Here is a 22,314-nt window from a genome sequence, read left to right as displayed (position 1 = left end):
CGCCCACCTGCAGCATCGGCAGCAGATTGGTGGCACGTACGGAGGCAGGCAGATCCAGCAGGGAGCCCTGCTTGAGGAACTTGCTGCTGAAACCGGCAAAGGGGCCAAACAACAGCGACCGCTTGCCATCGATCCAGCGGGTGTCGAGATGGGGCACCGACATCGGTGGAGCCCCCACCGCCGCCTTTCCATACACCTTGGCCCTCTGACGATCAGCCAGCTGTGCATCACCGCAGACCAGCCAGAGGCCACTCACTGGGAAGCCAGCAAAATCAGCCGCCTCCGGAATCCCGGAGCGTTGCAGAAGCGGCAGGGCACCCCCGCCAGCACCAAGGAAGACAAACGGAGCCCGCACCTCTTTTTTTCCGGAGGGGCCCTTGAGCACCACGCGCCAGTCGGCTTCGGTCATGTCGCTGCGGCGCAAGCGCTTGAGGTCATGCACCTGGGTGCCGTACACAACAGTGAGTGCTCCGCTCTGCTGAAGCGGCATCAGATAGGCCCGGGTGAGGGTGCCGAAATCCACGTCGGTACCCCGATCAATCCGCGTCGCCGCCACCGGCTGCTTGAGATCTCGCCCCGCCATCACCAGGGGCATCCATTCGGTGAGCTCACTGTGCTCCTCGCTCCAGCGCATCCGCGCAAAGGCCGGCAGCCCCTTCAGTTGGCTGAAACGCTGACGAAGAAAAGCGATGTTTTCTGGAGTCCACACCGCGCTGATGTGCGCCGCTTGCTGCAGAAAGCTGCCGGTGTCGAGCTCGCCCCGCTCCCGCAGCGACCCCCAGAACTCCAGGCTTCGTTCAAACGACGCATTGATGGCCACCGCTTTAGCGGTGGCGACGGTGCCATCCGCCTGGAGAGGGGTGTAATTGAGTTCGCAGTTGGCGGCATGGCCGGTGCCAGCGTTGTTCACCGCTGCGCTGCTTTCCAATGCAGGGGCTTCGAGCCGCTCTACAAGAAGAATCTGCAGCTGCGGATCCAGTTCGTGCAGCAAGGCCGCCAGGGTGGCGCTCATGATTCCGGCACCCACCAGCACGGCGTCGTAACGAGCCTCTGGGTTGAACGAACCGTCGTGCTGCACCGGAGCTGGAGGGTTAACCGCTCTCGTCACCCTATGGGGCCACTCCGTAACCTTGGGATCCTGATGTCTGGTTCATCCCAATGAGCACTGAAACCATGGCCCTCACGCTGGAGAACGTGGAGAAGGTGCTGGATGAATTGCGCCCCTTCCTGATGGCCGACGGCGGCAACGTTGAAGTCGTGGAACTGGATGGCCCGATTGTGAAGGTGCGTCTGCAGGGAGCCTGCGGCAGCTGCCCCAGCAGCACGATGACCCTGAAGATGGGCATTGAACGCAAGATGCGCGAATCGATTCCCGAAGTAAGCGAAGTGGTGCAAGTGCTCTGAGAAGCATTTCAGTGAAAGCCGAATAAATTTAAGGAGGTCAAGTCGGCTGAATGGTCACCGAGGAACAACTCGCAGCACTCGATTTGACCCTCTGGCTGGGCTCGACAGAGCGAGCAGCGGAAGTTGATTTCTCGAACCAGAGCACGATTTCTCGGCGCCACCACAAGGTTCTTCGTCAATTCGGAATCGAGCTGAAACGCACCAAGCGTGAGTTGGAGGTGTCAGGCGACCTTCAGCTTCTAGATCTGGAACGCCAGGTGCACCAGATGGCTCGACTCAAACGCCGGCTAGGTCTTCGCCTCCAGGCTCCCTTCTGGCTTCAGAACAGTCCCGGAGTTGTTCCACCCGAGGGCTGGACAATGAACCCGCAGCGAGTGGACCTCAACTGCACAGATCCCGTGACTCTGTTGAGAGAGCACGTCCTAGACGCATGTCTGGCCACGCCGACGCAGATTCCCGACGATCGCGACGATCTCTTCATCCTCAAGCTGCACAATCGCCCGATTGAGCTCACCCTTCTGAACCGGAACAATCAGAGCGAATGCGACCTCGCGGATCGTTTCCAATGGAGCTTGGAAAGGGGCAATCTGCAGCTGAAGCTGATGCCCTTCCTCCCCGCCAGTTGTCGCGAGCGCTCCCAAGAGTGGTTTGAAGAGTTGCTCACGATCAACCAGCCAGAGCGGCACAAAACCATGGCTCTGCGGCCATCAAGGCATTCGGGACAAAGCTTCCAGATGGCTTATCTCACCCCAGAAATGCGAGTAGCTCAACCACTGCCCTGGCTGGTGGATCAAAACTTCGAGCCGTACACCTACACCGAACACCTTGTGGTTTTGGCGCAACATGCCAATGAACCGGCCGTACTGGCCTTGCTTGAGAGCCTTCATCAGCAAATCGGCCAATAAAACATTGGAGTTCCAAGCAAGGCTTCTGTCTTATTGCTGAACGTTCATCACGCTCTAGGACAGCTCCGTAGAATGTGATCGCACCCATACACCGCTGGTTTTTGTCAGCTCAGCGGAATCTCCAGCAGATCCCGCGTGCCAGTCGCGCCCTGCATGAACAACAACACAGCCGCCAGCACCGACGCCGTGACATGCAAACGGCGCAGGCGGAGGTCTCGCAGGATCTCAGGCAGGGCCGCTAAGGAAAGCAGCATCAGTCCTTTGACCGCGACGCCAGCCCAGTCTTGGGACTGCCAGAACGCCGGCGACAGGGGGTCGTCCGACAGACGCCAAACCTCAGGCTGCGCTCCCAGGGTCAAGACACCAAGCCAGGTGATCAGACAGAAGCTGAGGCGTAGGGCTGCCGCCTTGCTTCGCCAAAGGGCGACGAGGCTTGCCAGCGTCCCCAGAAGCACGATGAGCAGCTGGGAGGCATGACCAGCACCGCCGGCCAACGGCCCAGATCACTGTGATCGCGTCCCACGAAGGTAGGTGCTTCACCTGAGCGACGCTGACGTGTCTGCCAAGCCAAACGCACCACCATTCCAATCAAGGGATAAATCAGAACAACCGCCAGATCGGGATGGAGCATCCAGAGCCCGTCGGCTGTCGTCACAAGGTTGTTGTCACAAGTGCGTTTCCATGCTCTTGAAAGCTCAAGCATGGCCAGCAGCCTTGATGCCTCAAGTGGCCGCCCTGCGAATTAAATTAATCGATCAAATTAAAATCAACAAAGCGCAAAGTATCGCACTGCATATTTACAGAAAATAAAAAATGAATGCCTTAGACCACAGGCATGCCTAGCGAGCTGAACCAATGCGGACAGCACCCAAGCCGATCAACGAAGCAGCCAGGCTGAGATCACTCAGTGAATATCGAATTCTGGGAACAAAGCCTGAAAAGGCTTTTGACAACATCACCAGAATGGCCTCAGAGATTTGCCAGTCGCCGATTGCCCTGATCTCTCTGGTGGACGAAAAACGTCAGTGGTTCAAATCGAAGGTGGGACTTGAGGCCAGCGAAACAGACCGGGACATCTCCTTTTGCGCCCATACGATTCTCGATTCCAAACCGCTTGTTGTTGAGGACGCACTTTTTCACGAAAAATTCCGCGACAACCCTCTCGTTCAGGAAGAACCCCACATCCGCCTCTACGCAGGATTCCCCCTCAAAACCGATATCAATCACCGCATCGGAACGCTTTGTGTGATTGATCGCATTCCCAAATCACTAACCAATTCGCAATACAAGGTGATGGAAGGGCTGGCTGATCAGGCCACCACTCTTTTGGAACTCAGGCGCCGCTCACTGGCATTGATGGATGAGTTCTGCCAGATGCATCACCATCAGGGCTTAATCACCACCTGCAGCTACTGCAAATCCATCCGCGACAGCGAAGGATTCTGGCAACCGATCGAACGGTTCCTGATGCAGCACAGCACGCTGAATTTCAGCCATGGCATCTGCCCCGAGTGCATGAACGAGCACTTCCCAGACGTCCCAACGAGCTGACTCGATTCCTAGAACAGGCACGGTTGAGCCCATTGCAGATGAGTGCTTGAGAGAAGCAACACCACGAACACTTGACATCACCGGAAAATAAATTCGTAGTTCTGGTGATGCGATATGCGAATTGCAGATTTTCTGTATCGCAAGCTCGGGCTCAATATTTTCAAAGCTGCGCCACACCTGCAAACGCAGACCCCAGACATTTCCGCATCTCCAGTGGTCGAAGCAGAACGCTTGGAACCACCGACCCCAATCAACACATCGCTATCGGATGTGATTCACATCGGCCCTCGGGGTGGTCGATACAAAGTGGACGCCAAAGGTCGCAAGGTGTACCTCAAGGCCAGCTGAAGCTTTCCAGGCCCACAAGATTGCGATACAAACTGAGTTGAAATACTGATCGATTGCGTTCGGTATCAAACAGAACCATCACGCAACCAACCTGCAAGACAGGGTTGTTTCACATCGGGATAACGAGGTGAACGCTGGTCCTGCTTGCCCCATCCGATTTGCCATACCCAAGAACCAAAAGGAATCGCTCGCCGATCAATGCCTGACGGCAGCTGAGATCGAATGGCGACGCTGGTCTGGATGGCAGATGGAACGAACAGCAGAAAAAAAATTCAGAAAAAAGTGGTGCTGAATTCATTGACCCAGCCCTGAAACGATCACGCAGCAGGCTCAGCGTCTAGCGCCTGGCTACGGCCCGATGGTCTTGCCAACGTGGTGGAACCCATCCTTCGGCTCATGACTGTGCCGTGACCATGCGCAACCTCTGCCCTGCCCTGCAGAACAAGACGTACTTCAACTACGGCGGCCAGGGGCCGTTGCCCAGCCCATCTCTGGAAGCCATCACGGCGAGCTGGTTACGCATTCAGGAGTTGGGGCCATTCACAGCGGATGTTTGGCCCTTCATCGCCTCGGAGGTCAACAGCACCCGACGCCTTCTGGCCCAGTGCTGCGGCGTCCCTGCCCATCGGTTGGCCCTCACGGAGAACGTCACCAGCGGCTGCGTGCTGCCGCTGTGGGGGCTGCCCTTTGCTGATGGCGACCGACTGCTGATCAGCGACTGCGAACACCCAGGTGTGGTCTGCGCCTGCGTTGAGTTGGCCAGGCGCCAAAACCTCGCTATTGACCTGCTGCGGGTGAAACATCTGCGCGGTGATCAAGCCCACTGCGATGCAGCCGTGATTGAGGCGATTGCACAGGCCCTCACCCCACGCACCCGGCTGGTGGTGCTGAGTCATCTGCTCTGGAACACGGGACAGGTGATGCCGATTGCCGCAGTTGCCGAACAGCTCAATCAACACCTACAACAACCCTTCCTGTTGGTCGATGCAGCACAAAGCTTCGGGCAGATTCCCGTCGAAGAAGCTGCTGCCGCAGCCGATATCTATGCCTTCACCGGGCACAAGTGGGCCTGCGGCCCCGAAGGCCTGGGAGGCGTGGCACTTTCAGAGCGTGTGGTGGCGGAGGCCGCTCCGACCGTGATCGGCTGGCGCAGCCTGCGCGATGAAAGCAAGGCTGATCTGAACGGCAGCGATCTGTTTCACCACGACAGCCGCCGCTTTGAAGTGGCCACCAGCTGCGTGCCCCTGATGGCCGGCCTGCGCTGCTCCCTTGAACTGCTGGAACGACAGGGGGCAGCCGACCAACGCTGGGACAGCATTCGAAAACTCAGCGGAAACCTTTGGTATGCACTCCAAGGGTTAGACCACGTCACACCCCTGCTGGAGACGGCGCCCGCTAGCGGACTGGTGAGCTTCCACATCAACGGCGAAGTATCCCCCGCTGAGCATGTGAAGCAGTTGGGTGCCCAAGGGCTTTGGATTCGCGATTTAGCCGATCCCAGTTGCCTACGAGCTTGCACCCACATCAGCACCACGGGCGATGACATCAATGCCCTGGTGGCAGCGATCAGCGCCCTTTGATCGCTTCAGAGCAACCACTTCAGAGCAACTTCTGGTGCAGGGCTTGTTCCGCTTCCTCGCGATCATCAAAGTGCACCTTCTCGGTGCCGAGAATCTGGTAGTCCTCGTGCCCCTTACCGGCCACCAGCACCAGATCGTCGGCCTCAGCCTCTGCGATAGCTGAGGCGATCGCACTAGCCCGATCGCCCTCCACAAGAAGATCGATTCCGTCCGGAATCCCCGCCACCACGTCATCGAGGATCTGCTGAGGATCCTCCGTTCGCGGGTTGTCGGAGGTCACCACCACGCGGTCCGCCAGACGGGCGGCAATCGCGGCCATTTGGGGACGCTTGCCACGATCCCGGTCACCACCACAACCGAACACACAGATCAGCCGGCCGGTGCAGAACGGACGTGCTGCTGAAAGAGCGTTGTCCAAGCCATCTGGGGTATGGGCGTAATCCACCAACACCGGCGGCAGCAGTTCATCGTTCACCCCGTCCACGATCACTCGCTCCATCCGGCCGGGAACACCGCCGAAACGTCCGATGGCCTCCAGCAACACCGGCAAAGGCAACTGCTGCTGAAGCAGCACCCCTACCGCCTGAAGCAGGTTCATCAGGTTGAAGCGTCCCAGCAGGGGCGAGCGGAAGCATCCCTCTCCCAAAGGGCTGATCAAGCGTCCCTCCACGCCAGCCCCCGTCATCTGCAATTCGGTCATGTGCAGTTCAGCCGATGGATCCTCCAGCGAGCTGCGCCAACAGGCGGAGCCCAGGCGTTCGGCCAGGCGTGCACCCCAGGGGTCATCGCTATTCACGACAGCGCGCCCCCCACCATCAAGCAACAGAGGATCGGCAAAAAGCGTTGCCTTGGCCTCGAAGTAGTCCTCCATCGAGGCGTGATAGTCGAGGTGGTCCTGCGTGAGGTTGGTGAACACGGCACCGCCAAAGCGACAGCCCGCCACCCGCTGCTGCGCCAGGGCATGGGAACTCACTTCCATCGCGGCCAAGTTGCACCCCGCCGATGCAGCCTCCGCGAGTTGCCCCTGCAGACGGTCGGCAAATGCCGTGGTGTGGGTGGCCGTGATTCTGTGACCGGGCCAGCGGTTGACCAAGGTGCCGAACAAGCCCACCGGCTGGCCCGCCGAGGCGGCCAGATGCTCAATCAAATGGGTCGTGGTCGTTTTGCCATTGGTGCCCGTCACACCAATCAAGGCCATCCGGCGGCAAGGGTGATCCCAGTACGCAGCGGCAATCTCACCGATCCGGCGCGCCACCGGCTCTTGAATCACCACCACAGGGTCATCGGCTCCAGGAGGGTGCGCTGCTGCAGCCCCATGTCCGATTACCGCGGCGGCAGCTCCTGCCTCGAGTGCTTGGGCCCAGAACGTCCCCCCATCAACTTGCTCCCCTGGAAGCCCAAGGAAGAGACTCCCCGGCCCGACCCGGCGTGAATCAGTCGTGATCGCTTCCAGTGTGGGATTGGCCAGGCCTTGCGGCACCGCGATCCCTGCATCACTCAACAGGGCATGCAACGCCTGAGTCATCCCCTCTCCCCGGTTCTTGAGGGAGTTTTAAGCCGTTCAGAGCGCCGTGGACAGGCAGCGTTGCAACCAATTCAACAGTCCCTCACCAGTAAGACGCGGGGAAACCCTGGGCAGCTCACAACCATCGAGCGCGAGCACAGGCACTTCGAGGTCGTAACGCGCCCTTTGTTCCTGGGGCGTTCCTGGCGCATCGATATCAATCACCTTGAACGTGATCGATATCCCCACAAGATCGAGGGCGCGCAAGCGGGATTCCAGGCCTTCACACAGACAGCATCCTGTGCGGCTGAACAGCGTGAGCTCATGCATCAATCGGGCACCGGATCACATCCACAGGGAGTGAAGGGATGGCACCGAAGCAGCCGTTTCACGGTCAGCCAGCCTCCCTTCCAAGGGCCATGCTTCTGGATGGCCTCCAGGCCATAGGCACTGCAGGTGGGCGTGAAGCGGCAACGGGGCCCGATCATCGGGGAGATGAAGCGCCGATAGAAGGCGATGCCGGCCAGGAGAACAGCAGCGAGAGCCTGATTCATCGCCCGTCGCAGGTGGTCGGCGAGTCCGCCAGATAGAGTGCTCGATTCGTGCATCGCGGGAGATGCCTGGGACTGTTTCGGTTCCAGCATGCCCAACAACTGCACGATCTCAACAAACACCTTCCCACTTATGTCTCGTTACCGCGGCCCTCGTCTGAGGATCACGCGGCGCTTGGGAGACCTCCCCGGTCTCACCCGGAAGGCCGCAAAACGGTCCTATCCCCCCGGTCAGCACGGCCAAGCCCGTCGCAAGCGCTCTGAATACGCGATCCGTCTCGAAGAGAAGCAGAAGCTTCGCTTCAACTACGGCGTCTCCGAGCGTCAGCTCGTGCGCTACGTGAAGAAAGCGCGCGCCCAAGAGGGTTCCACCGGAACCAACCTGCTCAAGCTGCTCGAGAACCGTCTCGACAATGTTTGTTTCCGCCTCGGCTTTGGTCCCACCGTGCCTGGCGCCCGTCAGCTGGTGAACCACGGTCACGTCACCGTGAACGGTCGTGTGACCGACATCGCCAGCTACCAGTGCAAGCCTGGCGACGTGATCGCCATCCGCGAGCGCAAGTGCAGCAAGAAGCTGGCTGAAGCCAACCTCGAGTTCCCCGGCCTGGCCAACGTGCCAACGCACCTGGAGCTCGACAAAGCCAAGCTGAGTGCCAAGGTCACCGCCCGCTGCGAACGCGAGTGGGTTGCCCTTGAGATCAACGAACTGCTGGTGGTGGAGTACTACTCCAGAAAGGTCTGATCCAGAGCCACTGTTCAGAGATCCACGATGCGCAACCCTGGGGGCAGGGTTGCGTTTTTTTTTGGCTGATCCCCAAGCACTGCAAGCGCTCACCAGCCATGACTGGCTGGGACTTATCCATCCCGTGCTGATGATCCTGTTTGTCTACCCAGTGGTGGGGGCCACGATCCGGCTGGGGATTCTGGCGCGGGAAAAGCGATTGAAGATCAACCCGATCGCCGACACCGTGCCGGTTGAGCACGCGCAGCATGGGGCCTGGGTGACCGGCGGCGTACTGGTGGCAGTCCTGATCGGCCTCAGCCACAGCCTCTGGAACAACCATCCCCTGGGTCTGCTGCTGACCGGAAGCGCTGCGCTCTTCTGCTTCAGACGCCTGCTCTCGAGCCGAATCGTCTGGCAGCGCCTGCTGTGGGCTGTCGCCAGTGCTGGCGGCCTGCTTCTTCTGGGACTGCAACCTGCCGTGGAACGGTTCAGCGATGTTCCCTGGAGCCCTTTGTTCTGGCAGTCCCATCTCTGGATGGGACTGTTGCTCACGGGCCTATTGCTGAGCTCTACAGCGCTGCAGCCCCTAATTGGTCATTGCGTGACTGCGCGACGCCTTCACATCAGCAGTAATCTGCTGGTGGCCTTGCTGCTGGCCATGCAAGCGATCTCAGGCACCAGGAACCTTCTGCTGAGCGGGTTCTGACGATTGCATTTTTTGAGCAGGTAGCAAGAGAGGTCGCAAGAAAGGACTGCTTGGAAAACATGCAGCGCTACGCCCGCCTTGCCCGCATCTAGCGCTAGCTAACCCGATACCAGACCCACCGACCCGCAATGAGTACCGCAACACTTCACGTCAAGGGCATGGAGGCGTGGTGGGCTGCAAGCTAAACGCCCCCAGCGGAGATCGGAGCCTCATCACTCTGACAGCTCACAACAACGCAGGGATAGAGCTTGGCGGTCTGATTGCAGCATTTGGTACACCAGAGGGTCTAGATCACTTGTATGGTTGTCACGTTTTTTAATAACACTATGGACAGCAAGTTCGGCTTTTCTTCTTTCGCTGAAACCTGGAACGGTCGCCTCGCAATGATGGGATTCATCATTGGCTTAGGGACTGAGCTGCTCACTGGTCAAGGGATCCTTTCTCAGATCGGCATGGGCTGATGCCCAGAGAGGAAAGCGATGTTTGGGTGCCCGAGACACGTCTTGGGTACGTCAAGCTCTTTTACTTCGGGATGCTCGTGGGAGCTATTTGCGTTGGAGGCAACACTGCCATCAGCTCCCTGTGGTCAGCCATAGCCCAGTCTTCTGTGGCTTTTTAGGGCTCAACCTCAGCACCCCAACGAGGGTCAGTAGCGGACCAGCCCAGTACTCAGGTGGGGGAGCGGATCAATCAATCGGATTGAGCCTCGCGGTCCGACCTAATCGCTGCAGCGTTGTTGCACGCAATCCGCTCTGCCTCTGTTTTGGCATTCTCCAAACAAGCTTTGCGCTCAGGAGACAGACCTTCGCCACTGCAAGCAGCCATCAGCGAAGCAAGCAACAGGACAATCCAGGAAATCTTCATCGCATTAATGCAGAGATAATCTTCTGATAGCAATCCAATGCTGAACAGCAAAGACTCGCTCTTTGGACATCAATAAAGCAGGATGCAGCACCAGCAAGGTGAGACTTCGAGAAGCGGTGCAAGCTCTGGGCACCGACCCAAGCCAGCTGAAGCTTGGGTCTAACGGGTACCGAGATCAACAACTGTTGAAGAGGAAAGGTCCAAACCGTCCGCTAAGAGAACCCCACGGCGATGCAAGGCCCGGAGGGCACGGCGTTGGAATTCACGCTCAGTGGTCCACTGCTCTCCTGCTTTGGTGATCAACAACACCTGCATGTGCACGCCGAGGGCAGAGGTGCGCTTCACCCCCCGCAGCACCGGCTCACTGATCAACCGACTTCCCCAAACTGGGTCGTGACGGAAGGCGTCAATCTCAGCGTCGAGAACGCGGTACACCACTTCCAGATCAGGCTGGCGATGTGAAATCAACAACGTCACCAAGCTGCCGGATCGCAGCTTGGTGTGATTGCGCATCTGCAGGATGGATGCGTTGTTGAGGATGTTGACCCGCTGATCCAGGCAGCGGATCTGGGTGCCAAACAGGCCAACATCCATCACTTCCCCATCGATGCCATCCACCTCCACCCAATCGCCGATGGCACAGCGGTCCTCCAGGAGCATCAACAGGCCAGCCGAAAAATCACGCAGCACGCCCTGAAACACGAACGCCAGTGCACCCAGCAGTGCACCTCCAGCGAGTAACAGAGATGCCGACGTGGAGCGGACACCGGGAATATCCAGCACGATCCAGAGGCTCACCAACAACACCCCCATCACATCGATCAGGCGATGGGTGACGCGCACCAGACTCCGGTAGCGCTGCTGACGGCGGGCCTGCTCCTGCGGCGGCACATCCACATCGGCCATCCACTGCCGCAGCAGAAACATGCTGAGGCTGCGCAGCAGGAATGTGGCCAAGGTGAGGACCAGCAGCTTGGCGACCGCCAAGGAGGGCTGAAGCATCAACTCAATCCCCAAAGGAACCTGACCGGGGATCGCACTGACGCCCAACGCCAGCATCAACACCAATTCGGTGATGATCAGCATCAGCAAAGCGATCGTGAGCGCCTGCTCGGCATGCAGGCGAATCTCCACCCGCTTTAGCCGCTGCCGCTTCTCCAAGAGTTCCCGCTGCAGGCGCGTAATCCTTTGCCGCATCCGGTTCCAAAGGATTGTGGTGGCCACCACCAGCAGTCCCAACAGCAGCTCCAGCACCAATGCCATGCGGAAGCGTCGGATCAACTGAGCCGGCGCATACACCCTTCGGGCATGGTTCAACCGTTGCTCCAATCGCGCGCGCCAGGCCTGAGCCAGTGCCAGCTCCTTGGCACCATTGATCTCGGCATCAGCGGTGGTGACCGTCAGCAACGGGAACGGCTGATCCCGACCTGGCAGAAGCGCAGCCAGTTCATAGGGTCCTCGACCTTCGCGCAGCACCACCAGCTTCAGAGGATCACCCGAGCGGACCAAGCCATAACGCTGACCGGCACTGCAGATCTGATCTTCAACCTGAAGGAGAGAATCCAGCATCCATTCGCTGACGCGCTCGCTGAAACTGCACAGCTGATTGGGGTCGTACAGGGCCCGAAGGTTGCCTTCAATCACCCGGGCTCGTGTGGATGCCGCGATGGTGGTGCGATCACCGAGAGGAACCGGGCTGGCGACACTGATCGCCGGCACTCCAAGAATGCGCACTTTGGCGAGCTCAAACTTGCCTTCCAAGGTTTGATTGAGCTGCTCCTGGACCGAACCCTGGCCTTCCAGCTGAGGCATCAAATCCATCAAGGAGGCTCGACTGGCCACAGGGCCGATCAGCAATGCCAGCACCAAAGCCAATCCGACAGTGATCAGCCGCCGGAACCAACGCACCACGGGCAAAAAACTCAGTGGAACCCCATGATGCGCACTACGCCAGCTGTTGTCCCAAGACAGTTCGGAGCCAAGGAAGGCTGAGGCCGATCACGTTCGAATAACAGCCATCCAAGCCATCAATACACAGTCCGCCGCGGCCCTCAAGGGCAAAACCACCGGCACATTGCAGAGGTTCTCCACTGGCCACATAGGCCTCGATCTCGGCCTGACTGAGCGGCGCAAACCGCACCACCGTCTCCACACAGGCCAGCACCACAGGTTGGCCTCGACGAATCAGGCAATGACCCGTCATTAGCGATCCACATCCACCAGCCATCCGCTGCCAACGCTCAATCGCTTCCCCTGGCCCCGCAGGCTTACCGAACACCTGCCCCTCAAAACTGAGCACGGAGTCGCATCCCAGCACCGCAGTGATCTCGGCATCGCCAACAGGATCAAGCGCCTGAGCCACCGCCTCAGCTTTGGCCTGAGCCAGCAATTTCACCAGCTCTGCTGGATCTGCATGGTGGATCTGCGCCTCATCCACACCGCTGACGCGCACCCTATGCGGAACTCCCGCCTGCTCCAGCAAGCGGCGACGCGCCGGCGAGGCGGAAGCAAGCAAGAGCACGGAAACACACCACCGAACAACGCTCCTTAGGCTGCCAGGGACGGGAGGCTTCGCCATCGCTCACCCCACAGACCTGCTGGATCAACGCAGCCGCAGCCGGGCCTGCAGGGCGATGGGATGTCTGCCCTTCTCGGAGGCCCTCTACCGAGATCTTCAGCAGCGAGGCTTGGATGCTGGCGACCTCTGGAGCGAGCCGGACCGCTACGGCCGCAAGGAGCGCTGGTTCCGCAACAGCGAGGCCCTCGAAGACGATCTCCGTTGGCTGATCAGTGTTGGCGTGCTGCGCCGGGAAGTGGATGGGCAGGGGCTGACCAGCCGCTTCAGACTCACCCCCCTGGGTCGCCAGCTTCTGGATGAAGATCCTGCAATTCTGCAGCGTCAGATCCCAGTGCTGGATCGACTGCGTCACAGCCTGCGTCGGCACTGGCCGTTGTAATGCAAACCACTCCTCGCCCTCTCATGGTGCTTGGCACCTCAAGCGGGGCTGGCAAATCACTGATGACGGCCGCGTTATGCCGGGTGCTCCAACGACGGGGAGAACAGGCGCTGCCCTTCAAGGGGCAAAACATGAGCAACAACGCCTGGGTGGATGCCGATGGCGGTGAGATGGCCTACTCCCAGGCCATGCAGGCCTGGGCGGCAGGTCTTGAGCCCTGCTGCGCCATGAATCCAGTGCTGCTCAAACCCCGGGGAGACAGCACCAGTGAGGTGATCCATGGGGGCCGGAGCGTGGGGACAGCCCGCGCAGAGCACTACTACCGCGACTGGTTCCGTCCGGGTTGGCAGGCCATCCGGACCGGGCTGATGCAGCTTCAGCAGCAATGGCCCCAGGGCCGGCTGGTGCTGGAGGGGGCGGGCAGCCCTGTGGAGGTGAATCTGCAGCGCCGCGACCTCACCAACCTGCGCCTGGCCCAGTATCTAAGGGCCAACTGTCTGCTGGTGGCCGACATTGAGCGAGGCGGAGTCTTTGCCCAGGTCGTCGGCACGCTCGCCCTACTGCGACCGGTGGAGCGACCCCTGATCAAGGGCATCCTGATCAACCGCTTCCGCGGCCGGCGTGAGCTTTTTGATGAGGGTCGAAGCTGGCTGGAAGCCAACACCGGGGTTCCGGTGCTGGGGGTGATGCCCTGGCTCAACGATCTGTTCCCGCCAGAAGATTCCCTCGATCTGCTGGAACGCAAACCCACCCGCGGGGCCACCGATCTGGAGATCGCTGTGCTGCGACTGCCCTCCATCAGCAATTTCTCCGACCTCGACCCTCTGGAGGCTGAACCCAGCGTGAGGCTGCGCTGGATTCAGCCCGGTGAACCACTGGGGGAGCCCAATGCCGTGATTCTTCCGGGAAGCAAACAGACGCTGCGCGATCTGGAGGCGTTGACCAACAGCGGACTCGGCGACCAACTCAAGACTTACGCCCGCGCTGGTGGCTCCGTCCTGGGCATCTGCGGCGGAATGCAGATGCTGGGCCAAACATTGAACGACCCTGAGGGGCTCGAGGGCATCGATCAGATGGGGCTACAGAGCGGATTGGGACTCCTGCCCTTCGCGACCACGTTCACCGGCACGAAAAGCCTGCGCCAGCGCACCATCCACAGCCTTTGGCCCATGGACACGCAGCTGACAGGATTTGAACTGCATTACGGAACCACCACACCAGACCCCGGTCTTCAGCCGCTGAGCAGCGACCCTGGCTTGGGTTGGTGGACTCCCGGCCCGAAGCAATCGAGCGTGGTGGGCACCTACCTACACGGTTTGCTCGACAATGGCCCCTGGAGACGAGCCTGGCTCAACAGCCTGCGCCGGCAGCGTGGTCTCCAGCCGTTGCCCAACGAGCCCAAGAACCACAGCGCGCACCGTGACCTTTTGCTGGATCGATTGGCCGACGCCTTCGAGCAGCATGTGAACCTTGCACCATTGCTCCAGCCATGACCTCGATCCCCGTGCGCTGGCCCGATGGCCGCACAACTCAGGAACGCATCGGTCAGGACTGGTTGGTGGCCGCCAATGGAGCAGGCATCAACATTCCCACCGGCTGCCTGGGGGGCAGCTGTGGGGCTTGCGAAATCGAGGTGAACGGCAAGGTGGTGCGCGCCTGCATCAGCACCGTGCCCGCTTCGAAATCAGCGAAACTCTCCGTTGACTTCGCCACCGACCCGCACTGGTGACTCCCTTTCGACTCAGCCTGATGGCTCTGCTCACCGGAGCCTTGAGCGGCGCCGGTGTCGCTCTTGGTATGGGCTGGATCGACAGCTTGAGCCGGCTGCTCTGGGGAGACCCAGTCCTGGAAGGGTTGGACCGCGGCCTGCCCCTGGGCTGGTCGCTGCTCATCTGCGGCGGCTGCGGCTTGATCTTGTCGCTGCTGCATCGACCAGGCCCCACCACATTGCTGCCTGAGCTCCGGGAGACGCTGAACGATCTGAATCATCCCGACCAGGCTCCGAAGCGCGATGAGGGCCGTGGTCTTCTTGGAGCGGCCTTGGCCCAGATCGGTGGAGGTGCCGTCGGGCCGGAGGCCCTAATGAGCCGCATGGCCGCACTGATCAGCCAAAGGATTTGGCGCGGGCGAGACCAGAAACTCCAGGCGGCAACGGTGGCGGGAAGCCTCGGGATGTTCGGGGCACCACTCCTGGGGGGTGCTGTTGTTGGCGAAGCCCCCCAACCGAACAGAAGACAGACTTTCCTCGACCGCTGGCTGCCGGGCAGCCTCGGCGGCCTGGCTGGTTTTGCTGCATTTCATGGCATCGGTGCCGCCAGCGGCGGATCGCTCCAACGGCTCCCCTACATCTGGCCCAGCACTCTGGGGGAAGACCTCGGCACCCTGAGCGCAGGCGCACTGGGAGGAGTAATCGGCTGCGGGCTGGGTTGGCTGCTGCTGCGCTGGCAAGGCTGGCTCGAGCGTCGCCAACTCCTGGCCCACTGGCCCTGGTGGCCGCTGCTGACCGGTTTGCTGCTAGGGGCCTGCATGCATTGGCTGCCATTGGTTCCCTTCGCAGGAGAAGACCAGATGCGGCCCCTGCTGGAAGGCCAGAACTCGAATGAGGCCTGGCTCCTGCTGCTCTCCGCGATGGTGAAACTGCTGATGCTGGGCCTGTGTCTGGAGACCGGTTGGCGCGGGGGGGTGTTTTTTCCCCTGTTCCTGGTCGCCTGCGCGATCGGGATGGGGCTGCATCTGCTCCTTCCGGATCTGGGCAGTCTTGGCAGCTGGTGCGGAGCACTCACCGGTGCGTTGTACCGCTACGTGCTGCCGGCGCCGTTGGCTGTTCTGGTGCTGGGGCTCGCCCTACTGCAGGGGCACGGCGCCGCAGGCCTTCTCATTGGCCTCGGCATGGCTCAACTGATCAGGCTTCATGTTTCCCCGGATGGTGGCCCTCCACCTCGCCATTGAACACACGACTGGCCCGAATATCTGCCGCCTCAATCGTGGTGAGATCCAGCCTGGTCAGGGACTCCCCCATCCGCGAAAACAAACGGTTGGCCTGACGAAGACGGGCCCGATCCAAGGCATTGCGAATCGAGCGCGCATTGGCAAAGAAGGGCAGTTGACGCCGGCGAGACACGTAGTCCCAGAAAGCTGTTTCGGCCTCAGCGCTGAATTGGTAATGCTGTTCATCCAGAAGCAAGCCTGCGATCGCCATCAACTCGTCGTCGCTGTAATCCGGAAAATCCAGATGATGGGCCACCCGTGAGGACAGACCGGGATTGGAGCTATAGAACGTCTCCATCCGATCTTTGTAGCCCGCAAAGATCACCACCACGTCGCTGCGCTGGCTCTCCATCTCCTGCAGAAGAATTTCAATCGCCTCGGCGCCGTAGTCGCGTTCGTTATCCGGTTTGTAGAGGTAGTAGGCCTCATCGATAAACAGCACACCGCCCTGGGCCCGCTTGAGCATCTCTTTGGTTTTGGGGGCGGTATGGCCCACATACTGACCCACCAGATCGTCACGGCTGGCCGTGACCACATGGCCTTTGCGCAGGTAGCCCAGACGGTGCAGGATTTGCGACATCCGCTGCGCCACAGTGGTCTTACCGGTTCCGGGGTGCCCGGTGAACGACATGTGCAAACTGGGTGCCGTACTGGGCAGGTCCAATTGCTGACGAGCCTGATCCACCAGGAGCAGGGCAGCGATCTCACGGATCCGCGTCTTAACAGGGGCGAGTCCGATCAGCTCCCGATCGAGTTGGTCCAACACCTCAGCCAAACCGGAATCGGCATAGGCCGATGCCAGATCAACAGAGGAGGGCATCGATCTCTGCGGCAAAGGCACGATCGGCTTCGCTCAGCTGTGCATCGGGACTGTCCTCTTCAGGACGAAGGGTGATGTTCACGTAGGTGCGTCCGAAGCTGATATCGGGAAAGCGCTGGGTTGCCTCGCTGTGCTCGCCAAGCCTGTCGAGAAAATCGCGGGTGGCGTCGTAGCTATCGAACTCAAAGCGACATTCGAGGCACACGGGTCGTTTCCGCTCATGCCACTGATTCATCAGAGACCCCCGATCAGCCTGAACCTGTTGAAAACCTAGAGGAGCGCCACCCGCTGGCAGCCCATCAAGCGCCCGGCCCAGGACTCCGCATAGGCCCGATTGGCCGCCTGCTGCTCGGGATCATCGCTGTCGAGCGGATAGGGCATCGTTCCAGCGATGGCGGCATTGGTGACGCAGAACATCGACTTCTGGAAGCTGACGCAGATTTGCACATGCACATCGGTCTGCCCCCGACCGTGGTCGTCGTACCAGAGGCTTAGTTCCTCAGGCAGATGGCGGTACATGTCCTGCATGCAGAGGCTGGGGGGAATCCCCGCACCCATGCTCGGAATCGGATCGGCGTAAAGGGCGCCGTACTTGAAATCACTGATGTCTGGTGAGATCTGTCGTGCCTGGGCGTTGTACGACACCGTTCCCAAGAAGGGCATGCCTCGGAAGAAGACAGCCTCCACGTAGGGCACCGCCACATCCATCAGGAAGGTGAGGCCGGCTTCGGGCGGCAAAACCCAGATCTCTTCACCGCCGATCGACACCTTGTATTCAATCGGGCTTCCCGCAGCCGCCACCAAACCGTCACGGATGTGATGCACCACATCGTTGACGCAGGTGACTTCCTTAATCGCATAACGACGCGCCAGGTCGATGAAGATGTCACTCATCACCCGCCAAAACAAGCCGAGGCAGTAGATCGTGGTGAGCGACCGAATGGCCTCAGGAGCGAAGTCGGGATAGAGGCGGTTGTTCAGAGCGAGTAGCGGATCTCGAGCCGACTTGCGCTTGATGACCCGCTGGCAGGCCTCTGCAAATTCGGGCGTGTCCAGGTAGGCATCAAGCCCCCCGGTGCCGTGCCAGAACATCGCCTTCTGGCAGTACTCGGCGTACTCAAAATTGATCCGGTCACCCATCAGGTGGTTCCAGAGGCGCTTGACGCTGAACCCCTCATGGAAAAAGCGGAACACCGGGAAGGGGTTGAGCATCTGCTTCTCGCCCTGGTCCACCAAGTTCTTGCTGTAAGCATCGAGAACCAGGCCGTAGCTCTCCAAGACATTGACTACCTGAAGCAGATGATCGGGGGTGTCTTTGAGCAGCGGCGTATCGCTGAGCAGCCGGCGGATCAGCTCCTCCTGACACGGTAAAACCGGGGGCTGAACGGGGGACACGGATGTCGGGGTCATGACAGATCTCCGGTGATCAGGCTGAGGCCCGTTGTAGCCGCTTCACTGAGGTTCGAAAGCAGATCAGGAGCGAGGCCAAGCACCAGCACACCAAGGCTCAGGGCGATGGCTGGAAACTGCTCCCGCAACGCCACAGGGTTGAGGATACGGGGATTCACAACCTCGCCGGGGGCAATCGCTAGGCGACCGAAGAAGGCACGGTTCACCAGCAACAAGAAATAGACAGCCGTTAGGCCTGACCCAACCATGGACAGCAACGTGGCCAGGGGGAAAGGTTGGAGACTGCCGCGGAAAATCAGGAATTCGGAGATGAAGCCCGCCATCCCCGGAATTCCGGCGCTAGCCATCACGCCAATGATCATCAGTGATCCAGTAAGGGGAAGGCCGCGCTGGGGATTCAACAGGCCACGGAGAACATTGAGGTCGCGGGTCCCGGTTTGGGCGTAGACGACACCCACCACGAGGAACAGAACCCCAGAGATCAGGCCATGGCTGACCATCTGGAAGAGAGCACCCATCAGGCCAAGCGGTGTGGCGGCGGCGGCGGCAAGCAGCACATAACCCATGTGGCCCACGGAGCTGTAAGCCACCATTCGCTTCATGTCGGTCTGGGCGATCGCCGCCAGGGATCCGTAAAGCACGGAAATTGCAGCCCATCCCGCCAACCATGGAGCAGCCACCTGCCAGGCTTCCGGGAACAAGCCGAGGCAGAAGCGGAGCAAACCGTAAGTTCCAAGCTTCAGGAGAACGCCAGCCAGGAGAACCGACACCGGCGTTGACGCCTCGGTGTGGGCATCCGGAAGCCATGTGTGGAAAGGGAAGAGGGGAATTTTGATGCCAAAGCCGATCAGCAGAGCCCCCATGAGAATCAGCTGGGCCGTCATGCCCAATTCACCAGCCAGGATGGGGCGAAGGCTGAAGTCCATGGTCCCGGTGACCAGGGCGATGCCGAGGAAAGCCCCCAAGATCAGAACCCCTGAAACGGCCGTCACGATCAAAAACTTGGTGGCGGCATAGGCACGATTGGCACCGCCCCAAACCGCGATCAGCATCCACAGGGGGATGAGTTCCAATTCGTAGAACAGGAAGAAGAGCAGCAGGTTCTGGGCCAGGAAGGCTCCATTTACGGCGCCGGAGATCACCAACAACAGGGCGAAATACACACGGGGGCGGTTCTCGATCGTGCGAGACGCGATGGCGGCTACCAGGCAAAGCACCCCATTCATCAGAACCAGCGGCAGTGACAAGCCATCCAGCGCTAGGGCGTAATCCAGGCCAATGGCATGCACCCAGCGGGCCTGTTCCACCAGCTGCAGGCCGGCATCGGCTGCATCAAAGGGCAACAACAGCGCAAAGCTCACCAGGCACTGAAACACCAGCACCACGATGGAGACGTCGCGCAAGCGTGCGCTCGATGGCGATCCTGGCCAAAGGATCAACACGAGGGCCCCGAGGAAGGGGATCAGGAGGAGAAGGGAAAGCAGCATCTCGAGGCGATCAGGTGAGGAACCAGCTCACCGCGGTGAGGAAGAGAACGATGGCCAGAAGCACCGTGAGCACATAGGACTGGCTCTGGCCGCTGACGCTGAGCTTGAGGCTGTCGGCGCTGGCAAGGGAGAAGCGAGCCACCCCATTGAGCAGCCCATCTACAACATTTCGGTCGAACCAGGAGGCGAGCCGGGAGAAGCCAGCCACCACATTGACGATGGTGAGTCGATAGAAGCGCTCGGTGTAGAAGTCGTAGGCCAAGAGGTCTTGCCACCAGCGCAACAGTGGATTGAGCGATCGGGACCAGGCCTTGCTCAAGGGGAGCACCGCACCGGCCAGCAGTCCCAGCAGGCCGCTTCCCACCACAAGCGCTGCTGCCCAGAGGGGGAAGGCCAGCAAACCATCGAGAGACTCAAGCCGCACCAGCAGCAGCGGCGTGATCAGCACAATCACGGTGAGCGCCACCATCGGCAGGGCCATCTGCCAGTTGACCTCCGCAGCCCGCCGGGACTTGATCAATGCATTACCCATGAACACATGGCGGAACACCCGAACCAGCCCAACGGCAGTGAGGGCATTGGTGAGCAAGAACACGGCCATGAACGGCACGGAGCGCACGCTCAGCAACTCAATCGACTGAGCAAGCGCCAAGAAACCACCCAGAGGAAGGAAACCGACCAGGCCGGCACCCCCCACCAGGAAGGCTGTGGTGGTGGCAGGCATCCGGCTGCCCAGACCACCCAGCTCCGTGATGTCCTGGCAGTTGGTGGAGGCAATCACCCCACCGATGCTCATCGAGAGCAGAGCTTTGGAGACGGCATGGGTGAACAGGAGCAACAGGGCCAGCACCGGGATCTGCAGCGCAATGGCGATGAAGACCAGACCCATATGAGCAGTGGTGGAGTACGACAGCGTTCGTTTGATGTCGACCTGGGCCAGGGCCACCAGGGAGCCACCGATCGCACTGATGCTGCCGATCACGAGCATCACGCCGATAGCGATGGGAGAGAGCTGCAGGATCGGCATCACCTTCAACAGCACAATCGCGCCGCAGGTCACCACAACCGAATTGCGGAGAATCGAGGCGGGATTCGGGCCCTCCATGGCTTCGTCCAGCCAGAGGTGCATGGGGAACTGGGCACATTTGCCCGTGGGCCCTGCGACCAGACCCAGGCCTAACAGCGTCGCCGCCAGCGGGGAGAGGGTGTCCTGGGCGGCCCAGGCATAGAGATCGTTGAACCCCATCACGCCGGAGTAGCTGCAGAGCGCCACCACACCCATCAGCAGCAGCACATCACCAACGCGCTTGGTGAGGAAGGCATCCCGTGCGGCGGTCACCACAAGGGGTTGGGCATACCAGAAGCCCACCAACAGATAAGTGGAGAGCGTCAGCATCTCCAGCAGGAAATAGCTTTGGAACAGGGAGTCGCTGAGCACAACGCCGCTCATCGCCCCCTCAAAGAACCCGAGCAGCGCAAAGAAACGGGCCAACGCCCATTCCTTATCCATGTATCCCAGGGAATAGACCTGAGACAGCAGGCTGAGGCCCGTAATCAACTCGAGGGCCACCAGATTGGTGAGCGAAAGGCTGAAGCTGATATCCAGCTCCAGGTCGGCCACAGTGAGCCAGGGGAAGGCCAGATCGACTGGCCCTGATTGGTAAACCTCCTGCAGGATCAGGCTTCCGTGAACGAAGGCCACCAGGGTCAGGAAAATATTCAGATACGCCGCCGGTCGATGCGCATCACGCCGGAACCAGCCACAGGCCCAAGGCAGAGAGACCAACATCCCGATGAACCCGTAGAGCGGGATCAACCAGGCGGTCTGCTGAGGTAGCGAAAGCTCCGGAGTCAAAACAGCGAGCGGGATGATGATCGAGCTGGTCGCTAGATGGCCGGCGAATCTAAGGGCCGGTCATCAGCAAAAGAGCTCTTTGTGAACGGCAATGAGGTGGCTTTTTTACCTTCAGCTACGGCGGGCTGCACCACTACCGGCCAACACCGGTTCCACCTCGTTGTGGGGGCGGGCAATGATGTGAGCGGCAACGAGGCCATCACCGACCCGCTCGCAGGCATCAGCACCAGCACGCACAGCGGCATTCACGGCACCGGTTTCACCGCGCACCATCACCGTGACGTAACCACCACCCACATATTCACGGCAGATCAGGGTGACTTCCGCAGCCTTGGTCATCGCATCGGCTGCCTCAATGGCAGGAACCATCCCGCGGGTTTCGATCAAGCCCAAGGCCACACCGGGGACTGTGGGGGAAGGCGTCGCAGCGGGTTTAGCCACCGCCGATCTGCCACCTGAACCCGTGCTGGATCCACTGCTGCGGCGCGTCGTCGTGGTCGCGCGGGAAGTTGTTGTTGCAGGAGCAGCTTTGGCGGGGGTAGATGCAGCTGCAGAAGTGCTGGCCACTGGCTTCACATCCACGGTCTTGTTCGCCGCAGCAGAAGTGCGGGTGGTGCGACGACGGGGAGTAGGGGAAGGAGTAGCCATGGCTGTGTAGGT

The 22,314-nt window shown here is 60.3% G+C and carries 25 protein-coding genes and 1 pseudogene; 12 read left to right on the top strand and 14 right to left on the bottom strand.

The features are described 5' to 3' along the window. On the bottom strand, positions 1-1,078 hold a 1,078-nt coding region (locus DXY30_RS12305; RefSeq protein ID WP_137006863.1), incomplete at its 3' end, for a malate:quinone oxidoreductase. Between the two features lie 80 nt (positions 1,079-1,158). Between DXY30_RS12305 and DXY30_RS12300 the strand changes: the two genes are divergently transcribed. Further along, positions 1,159-1,404 (top strand): NifU family protein, encoded by a 246-nt coding sequence (locus DXY30_RS12300; protein ID WP_011128549.1) that lies wholly within the window; start codon positions 1,159-1,161, stop codon positions 1,402-1,404. Between the two features lie 50 nt (positions 1,405-1,454). Continuing rightward, positions 1,455-2,309 (top strand): hypothetical protein, encoded by an 855-nt coding sequence (locus tag DXY30_RS12295; RefSeq protein WP_115095182.1) that lies wholly within the window; start codon positions 1,455-1,457, stop codon positions 2,307-2,309. Between the two features lie 104 nt (positions 2,310-2,413). Here the strand turns inward: DXY30_RS12295 and DXY30_RS12290 are convergent. Next, positions 2,414-2,964, bottom strand: a pseudogene (locus DXY30_RS12290) (DUF4079 domain-containing protein). A gap of 200 nt (positions 2,965-3,164) precedes the next feature. On the opposite strand from DXY30_RS12290, the gene DXY30_RS12285 reads away from it, so the two are divergent. From DXY30_RS12285 to DXY30_RS12275, 3 genes are all read left to right on the top strand, one after another. Then, a complete protein-coding gene (locus DXY30_RS12285) occupies positions 3,165-3,860 on the top strand; it encodes a GAF domain-containing protein (RefSeq protein ID WP_115095181.1) in 696 nt (231 codons plus the stop codon). A gap of 114 nt (positions 3,861-3,974) precedes the next feature. Beyond that, positions 3,975-4,208 carry a hypothetical protein gene (locus DXY30_RS12280; protein WP_115095180.1) on the top strand — a complete coding sequence of 78 codons (234 nt, stop codon included), beginning with the start codon at positions 3,975-3,977 and terminating at the stop codon, positions 4,206-4,208. A 413-nt stretch (positions 4,209-4,621) separates the two neighbouring features. Next, positions 4,622-5,788, top strand: coding sequence for an aminotransferase class V-fold PLP-dependent enzyme (locus tag DXY30_RS12275; protein ID WP_115095179.1), 1,167 nt, complete (start codon positions 4,622-4,624; stop codon positions 5,786-5,788). A gap of 19 nt (positions 5,789-5,807) precedes the next feature. Here DXY30_RS12275 and DXY30_RS12270 read toward each other — a convergent pair whose 3' ends face one another. Genes DXY30_RS12270 through yidD form a run of 3 tightly spaced genes read right to left on the bottom strand, consistent with a single transcriptional unit; the run spans position 5,808 to position 7,900 of the window. Further along, positions 5,808-7,313, bottom strand: coding sequence for a UDP-N-acetylmuramoyl-L-alanyl-D-glutamate--2,6-diaminopimelate ligase (locus tag DXY30_RS12270; RefSeq protein ID WP_115095178.1), 1,506 nt, complete (start codon positions 7,311-7,313; stop codon positions 5,808-5,810). A gap of 36 nt (positions 7,314-7,349) precedes the next feature. Continuing rightward, entirely contained in the window at positions 7,350-7,622 is a 273-nt protein-coding gene (locus DXY30_RS12265; protein ID WP_115095177.1) for a glutaredoxin family protein, read from the bottom strand. Further along, positions 7,622-7,900 carry a membrane protein insertion efficiency factor YidD gene (gene yidD / locus DXY30_RS12260; RefSeq protein ID WP_115095219.1) on the bottom strand — a complete coding sequence of 93 codons (279 nt, stop codon included), beginning with the start codon at positions 7,898-7,900 and terminating at the stop codon, positions 7,622-7,624. Before yidD ends, DXY30_RS12265 begins: the two co-directional genes overlap by 1 nt. 76 nt (positions 7,901-7,976) lie before the next feature. Here yidD and rpsD point away from each other — a divergent pair, with 76 nt between their 5' ends. The 3 genes from rpsD (at position 7,977) to DXY30_RS14340 (ending at position 9,734) form a co-directional block, all read left to right on the top strand. Next, a complete protein-coding gene (rpsD, locus tag DXY30_RS12255; RefSeq protein ID WP_115023856.1) occupies positions 7,977-8,585 on the top strand; it encodes a 30S ribosomal protein S4 in 609 nt (202 codons plus the stop codon). Positions 8,586-8,715: 130 nt separating this feature from the next. After that, on the top strand, positions 8,716-9,273 hold the full coding sequence (locus DXY30_RS12250; RefSeq protein ID WP_371638810.1) for a DUF4079 family protein: 558 nt from the start codon (positions 8,716-8,718) through the stop codon (positions 9,271-9,273). A 299-nt stretch (positions 9,274-9,572) separates the two neighbouring features. Continuing rightward, the gene (locus DXY30_RS14340) at positions 9,573-9,734 is read left to right on the top strand and encodes a high light inducible protein (RefSeq protein ID WP_115095176.1); all 162 of its coding nucleotides are present in this window, start codon (positions 9,573-9,575) and stop codon (positions 9,732-9,734) included. A gap of 229 nt (positions 9,735-9,963) precedes the next feature. On the opposite strand, the gene DXY30_RS13690 is transcribed toward DXY30_RS14340, so the two are convergent. The 3 genes from DXY30_RS13690 to DXY30_RS12235 all read right to left on the bottom strand — a co-directional run bounded on the left by DXY30_RS13690 (position 9,964) and on the right by DXY30_RS12235 (position 12,658). After that, complete coding sequence (locus tag DXY30_RS13690) at positions 9,964-10,188, bottom strand: hypothetical protein (RefSeq protein WP_137006861.1); 225 nt, start codon at positions 10,186-10,188, stop codon at positions 9,964-9,966. A gap of 108 nt (positions 10,189-10,296) precedes the next feature. Beyond that, complete coding sequence (locus DXY30_RS12240; protein ID WP_244281398.1) at positions 10,297-12,048, bottom strand: mechanosensitive ion channel family protein; 1,752 nt, start codon at positions 12,046-12,048, stop codon at positions 10,297-10,299. A gap of 34 nt (positions 12,049-12,082) precedes the next feature. Then, positions 12,083-12,658 carry a nucleoside triphosphate pyrophosphatase gene (locus tag DXY30_RS12235; protein WP_115095175.1) on the bottom strand — a complete coding sequence of 192 codons (576 nt, stop codon included), beginning with the start codon at positions 12,656-12,658 and terminating at the stop codon, positions 12,083-12,085. 112 nt (positions 12,659-12,770) lie between these two features. Here DXY30_RS12235 and DXY30_RS12230 point away from each other — a divergent pair, with 112 nt between their 5' ends. From DXY30_RS12230 to DXY30_RS12215, 4 genes are read left to right on the top strand one after another with little or no spacing between them, the layout of a single operon-like run. Next, positions 12,771-13,094 (top strand): Npun_F0494 family protein, encoded by a 324-nt coding sequence (locus DXY30_RS12230; RefSeq protein ID WP_244281397.1) that lies wholly within the window; start codon positions 12,771-12,773, stop codon positions 13,092-13,094. After that, positions 13,094-14,587 (top strand): cobyric acid synthase, encoded by a 1,494-nt coding sequence (locus DXY30_RS12225; protein WP_371638808.1) that lies wholly within the window; start codon positions 13,094-13,096, stop codon positions 14,585-14,587. Before DXY30_RS12230 ends, DXY30_RS12225 begins: the two co-directional genes overlap by 1 nt. Continuing rightward, the gene (locus DXY30_RS12220; RefSeq protein WP_115095172.1) at positions 14,584-14,823 is read left to right on the top strand and encodes a 2Fe-2S iron-sulfur cluster binding domain-containing protein; all 240 of its coding nucleotides are present in this window, start codon (positions 14,584-14,586) and stop codon (positions 14,821-14,823) included. The genes DXY30_RS12225 and DXY30_RS12220 overlap by 4 nt, the downstream gene beginning before the upstream one ends. Continuing rightward, positions 14,820-16,043, top strand: a complete 1,224-nt coding sequence (locus tag DXY30_RS12215) for a chloride channel protein (RefSeq protein WP_115095171.1) — start codon at positions 14,820-14,822, stop codon at positions 16,041-16,043. Before DXY30_RS12220 ends, DXY30_RS12215 begins: the two co-directional genes overlap by 4 nt. Here DXY30_RS12215 and cbbX read toward each other — a convergent pair. The 6 genes from cbbX to DXY30_RS14635 all read right to left on the bottom strand — a co-directional run bounded on the left by cbbX (position 15,997) and on the right by DXY30_RS14635 (position 22,302). Next, positions 15,997-16,902 carry a CbbX protein gene (cbbX, locus tag DXY30_RS12210; RefSeq protein ID WP_115095170.1) on the bottom strand — a complete coding sequence of 302 codons (906 nt, stop codon included), beginning with the start codon at positions 16,900-16,902 and terminating at the stop codon, positions 15,997-15,999. The two genes, DXY30_RS12215 and cbbX, sit on opposite strands and share 47 nt — an antisense overlap. Next, the gene (locus DXY30_RS12205) at positions 16,886-17,137 is read right to left on the bottom strand and encodes a 4a-hydroxytetrahydrobiopterin dehydratase (RefSeq protein ID WP_115095169.1); all 252 of its coding nucleotides are present in this window, start codon (positions 17,135-17,137) and stop codon (positions 16,886-16,888) included. Before DXY30_RS12205 ends, cbbX begins: the two co-directional genes overlap by 17 nt. A gap of 35 nt (positions 17,138-17,172) precedes the next feature. Further along, positions 17,173-18,312 (bottom strand): CO2 hydration protein, encoded by a 1,140-nt coding sequence (locus DXY30_RS12200; RefSeq protein WP_115095168.1) that lies wholly within the window; start codon positions 18,310-18,312, stop codon positions 17,173-17,175. Further along, the gene (locus DXY30_RS12195; RefSeq protein ID WP_115095167.1) at positions 18,309-19,799 is read right to left on the bottom strand and encodes an NADH-quinone oxidoreductase subunit M; all 1,491 of its coding nucleotides are present in this window, start codon (positions 19,797-19,799) and stop codon (positions 18,309-18,311) included. The genes DXY30_RS12200 and DXY30_RS12195 overlap by 4 nt, the downstream gene beginning before the upstream one ends. Positions 19,800-19,809: 10 nt before the next feature. Next, entirely contained in the window at positions 19,810-21,654 is a 1,845-nt protein-coding gene (locus DXY30_RS12190; protein WP_115095166.1) for an NAD(P)H-quinone oxidoreductase subunit F, read from the bottom strand. Positions 21,655-21,765: 111 nt separating this feature from the next. Beyond that, entirely contained in the window at positions 21,766-22,302 is a 537-nt protein-coding gene (locus DXY30_RS14635) for a BMC domain-containing protein (protein WP_115095165.1), read from the bottom strand. Positions 22,303-22,314 lie beyond the last annotated feature (12 nt).

Origin of the sequence: Synechococcus sp. UW106 (assembly GCF_900474015.1) — a bacterium.
Lineage (GTDB): Bacteria > Cyanobacteriota > Cyanobacteriia > PCC-6307 > Cyanobiaceae > Parasynechococcus.
The sequence above is the reverse complement of the archived record's forward strand: the minus strand, read 5'-3'. Positions and strand labels throughout refer to the sequence as shown.

Bases quoted from the DNA above. Each gene is read 5' to 3' on its own strand.
- DXY30_RS12300 (WP_011128549.1), top strand. From the start codon at position 1,159: ATGAGCACTGAAACCATGGCCCTCACGCTGGAGAACGTGGAGAAGGTG.
- DXY30_RS12295 (WP_115095182.1), top strand. From the start codon at position 1,455: ATGGTCACCGAGGAACAACTCGCAGCACTCGATTTGACCCTCTGGCTG.
- DXY30_RS12285 (WP_115095181.1), top strand. From the start codon at position 3,165: ATGCGGACAGCACCCAAGCCGATCAACGAAGCAGCCAGGCTGAGATCA.
- DXY30_RS12280 (WP_115095180.1), top strand. From the start codon at position 3,975: ATGCGAATTGCAGATTTTCTGTATCGCAAGCTCGGGCTCAATATTTTC.
- DXY30_RS12275 (WP_115095179.1), top strand. From the start codon at position 4,622: ATGCGCAACCTCTGCCCTGCCCTGCAGAACAAGACGTACTTCAACTAC.
- DXY30_RS12270 (WP_115095178.1), bottom strand. From the start codon at position 7,313: ATGACTCAGGCGTTGCATGCCCTGTTGAGTGATGCAGGGATCGCGGTG.
- DXY30_RS12265 (WP_115095177.1), bottom strand. From the start codon at position 7,622: ATGCATGAGCTCACGCTGTTCAGCCGCACAGGATGCTGTCTGTGTGAA.
- yidD (WP_115095219.1), bottom strand. From the start codon at position 7,900: ATGCACGAATCGAGCACTCTATCTGGCGGACTCGCCGACCACCTGCGA.
- rpsD (WP_115023856.1), top strand. From the start codon at position 7,977: ATGTCTCGTTACCGCGGCCCTCGTCTGAGGATCACGCGGCGCTTGGGA.
- DXY30_RS12250 (WP_371638810.1), top strand. From the start codon at position 8,716: ATGATCCTGTTTGTCTACCCAGTGGTGGGGGCCACGATCCGGCTGGGG.
- DXY30_RS14340 (WP_115095176.1), top strand. From the start codon at position 9,573: ATGGTTGTCACGTTTTTTAATAACACTATGGACAGCAAGTTCGGCTTT.
- DXY30_RS12230 (WP_244281397.1), top strand. From the start codon at position 12,771: ATGGGATGTCTGCCCTTCTCGGAGGCCCTCTACCGAGATCTTCAGCAG.
- DXY30_RS12225 (WP_371638808.1), top strand. From the start codon at position 13,094: ATGCAAACCACTCCTCGCCCTCTCATGGTGCTTGGCACCTCAAGCGGG.
- DXY30_RS12220 (WP_115095172.1), top strand. From the start codon at position 14,584: ATGACCTCGATCCCCGTGCGCTGGCCCGATGGCCGCACAACTCAGGAA.
- cbbX (WP_115095170.1), bottom strand. From the start codon at position 16,902: ATGCCCTCCTCTGTTGATCTGGCATCGGCCTATGCCGATTCCGGTTTG.
- DXY30_RS12205 (WP_115095169.1), bottom strand. From the start codon at position 17,137: ATGAATCAGTGGCATGAGCGGAAACGACCCGTGTGCCTCGAATGTCGC.
- DXY30_RS12200 (WP_115095168.1), bottom strand. From the start codon at position 18,312: ATGACCCCGACATCCGTGTCCCCCGTTCAGCCCCCGGTTTTACCGTGT.
- DXY30_RS12195 (WP_115095167.1), bottom strand. From the start codon at position 19,799: ATGCTGCTTTCCCTTCTCCTCCTGATCCCCTTCCTCGGGGCCCTCGTG.
- DXY30_RS14635 (WP_115095165.1), bottom strand. From the start codon at position 22,302: ATGGCTACTCCTTCCCCTACTCCCCGTCGTCGCACCACCCGCACTTCT.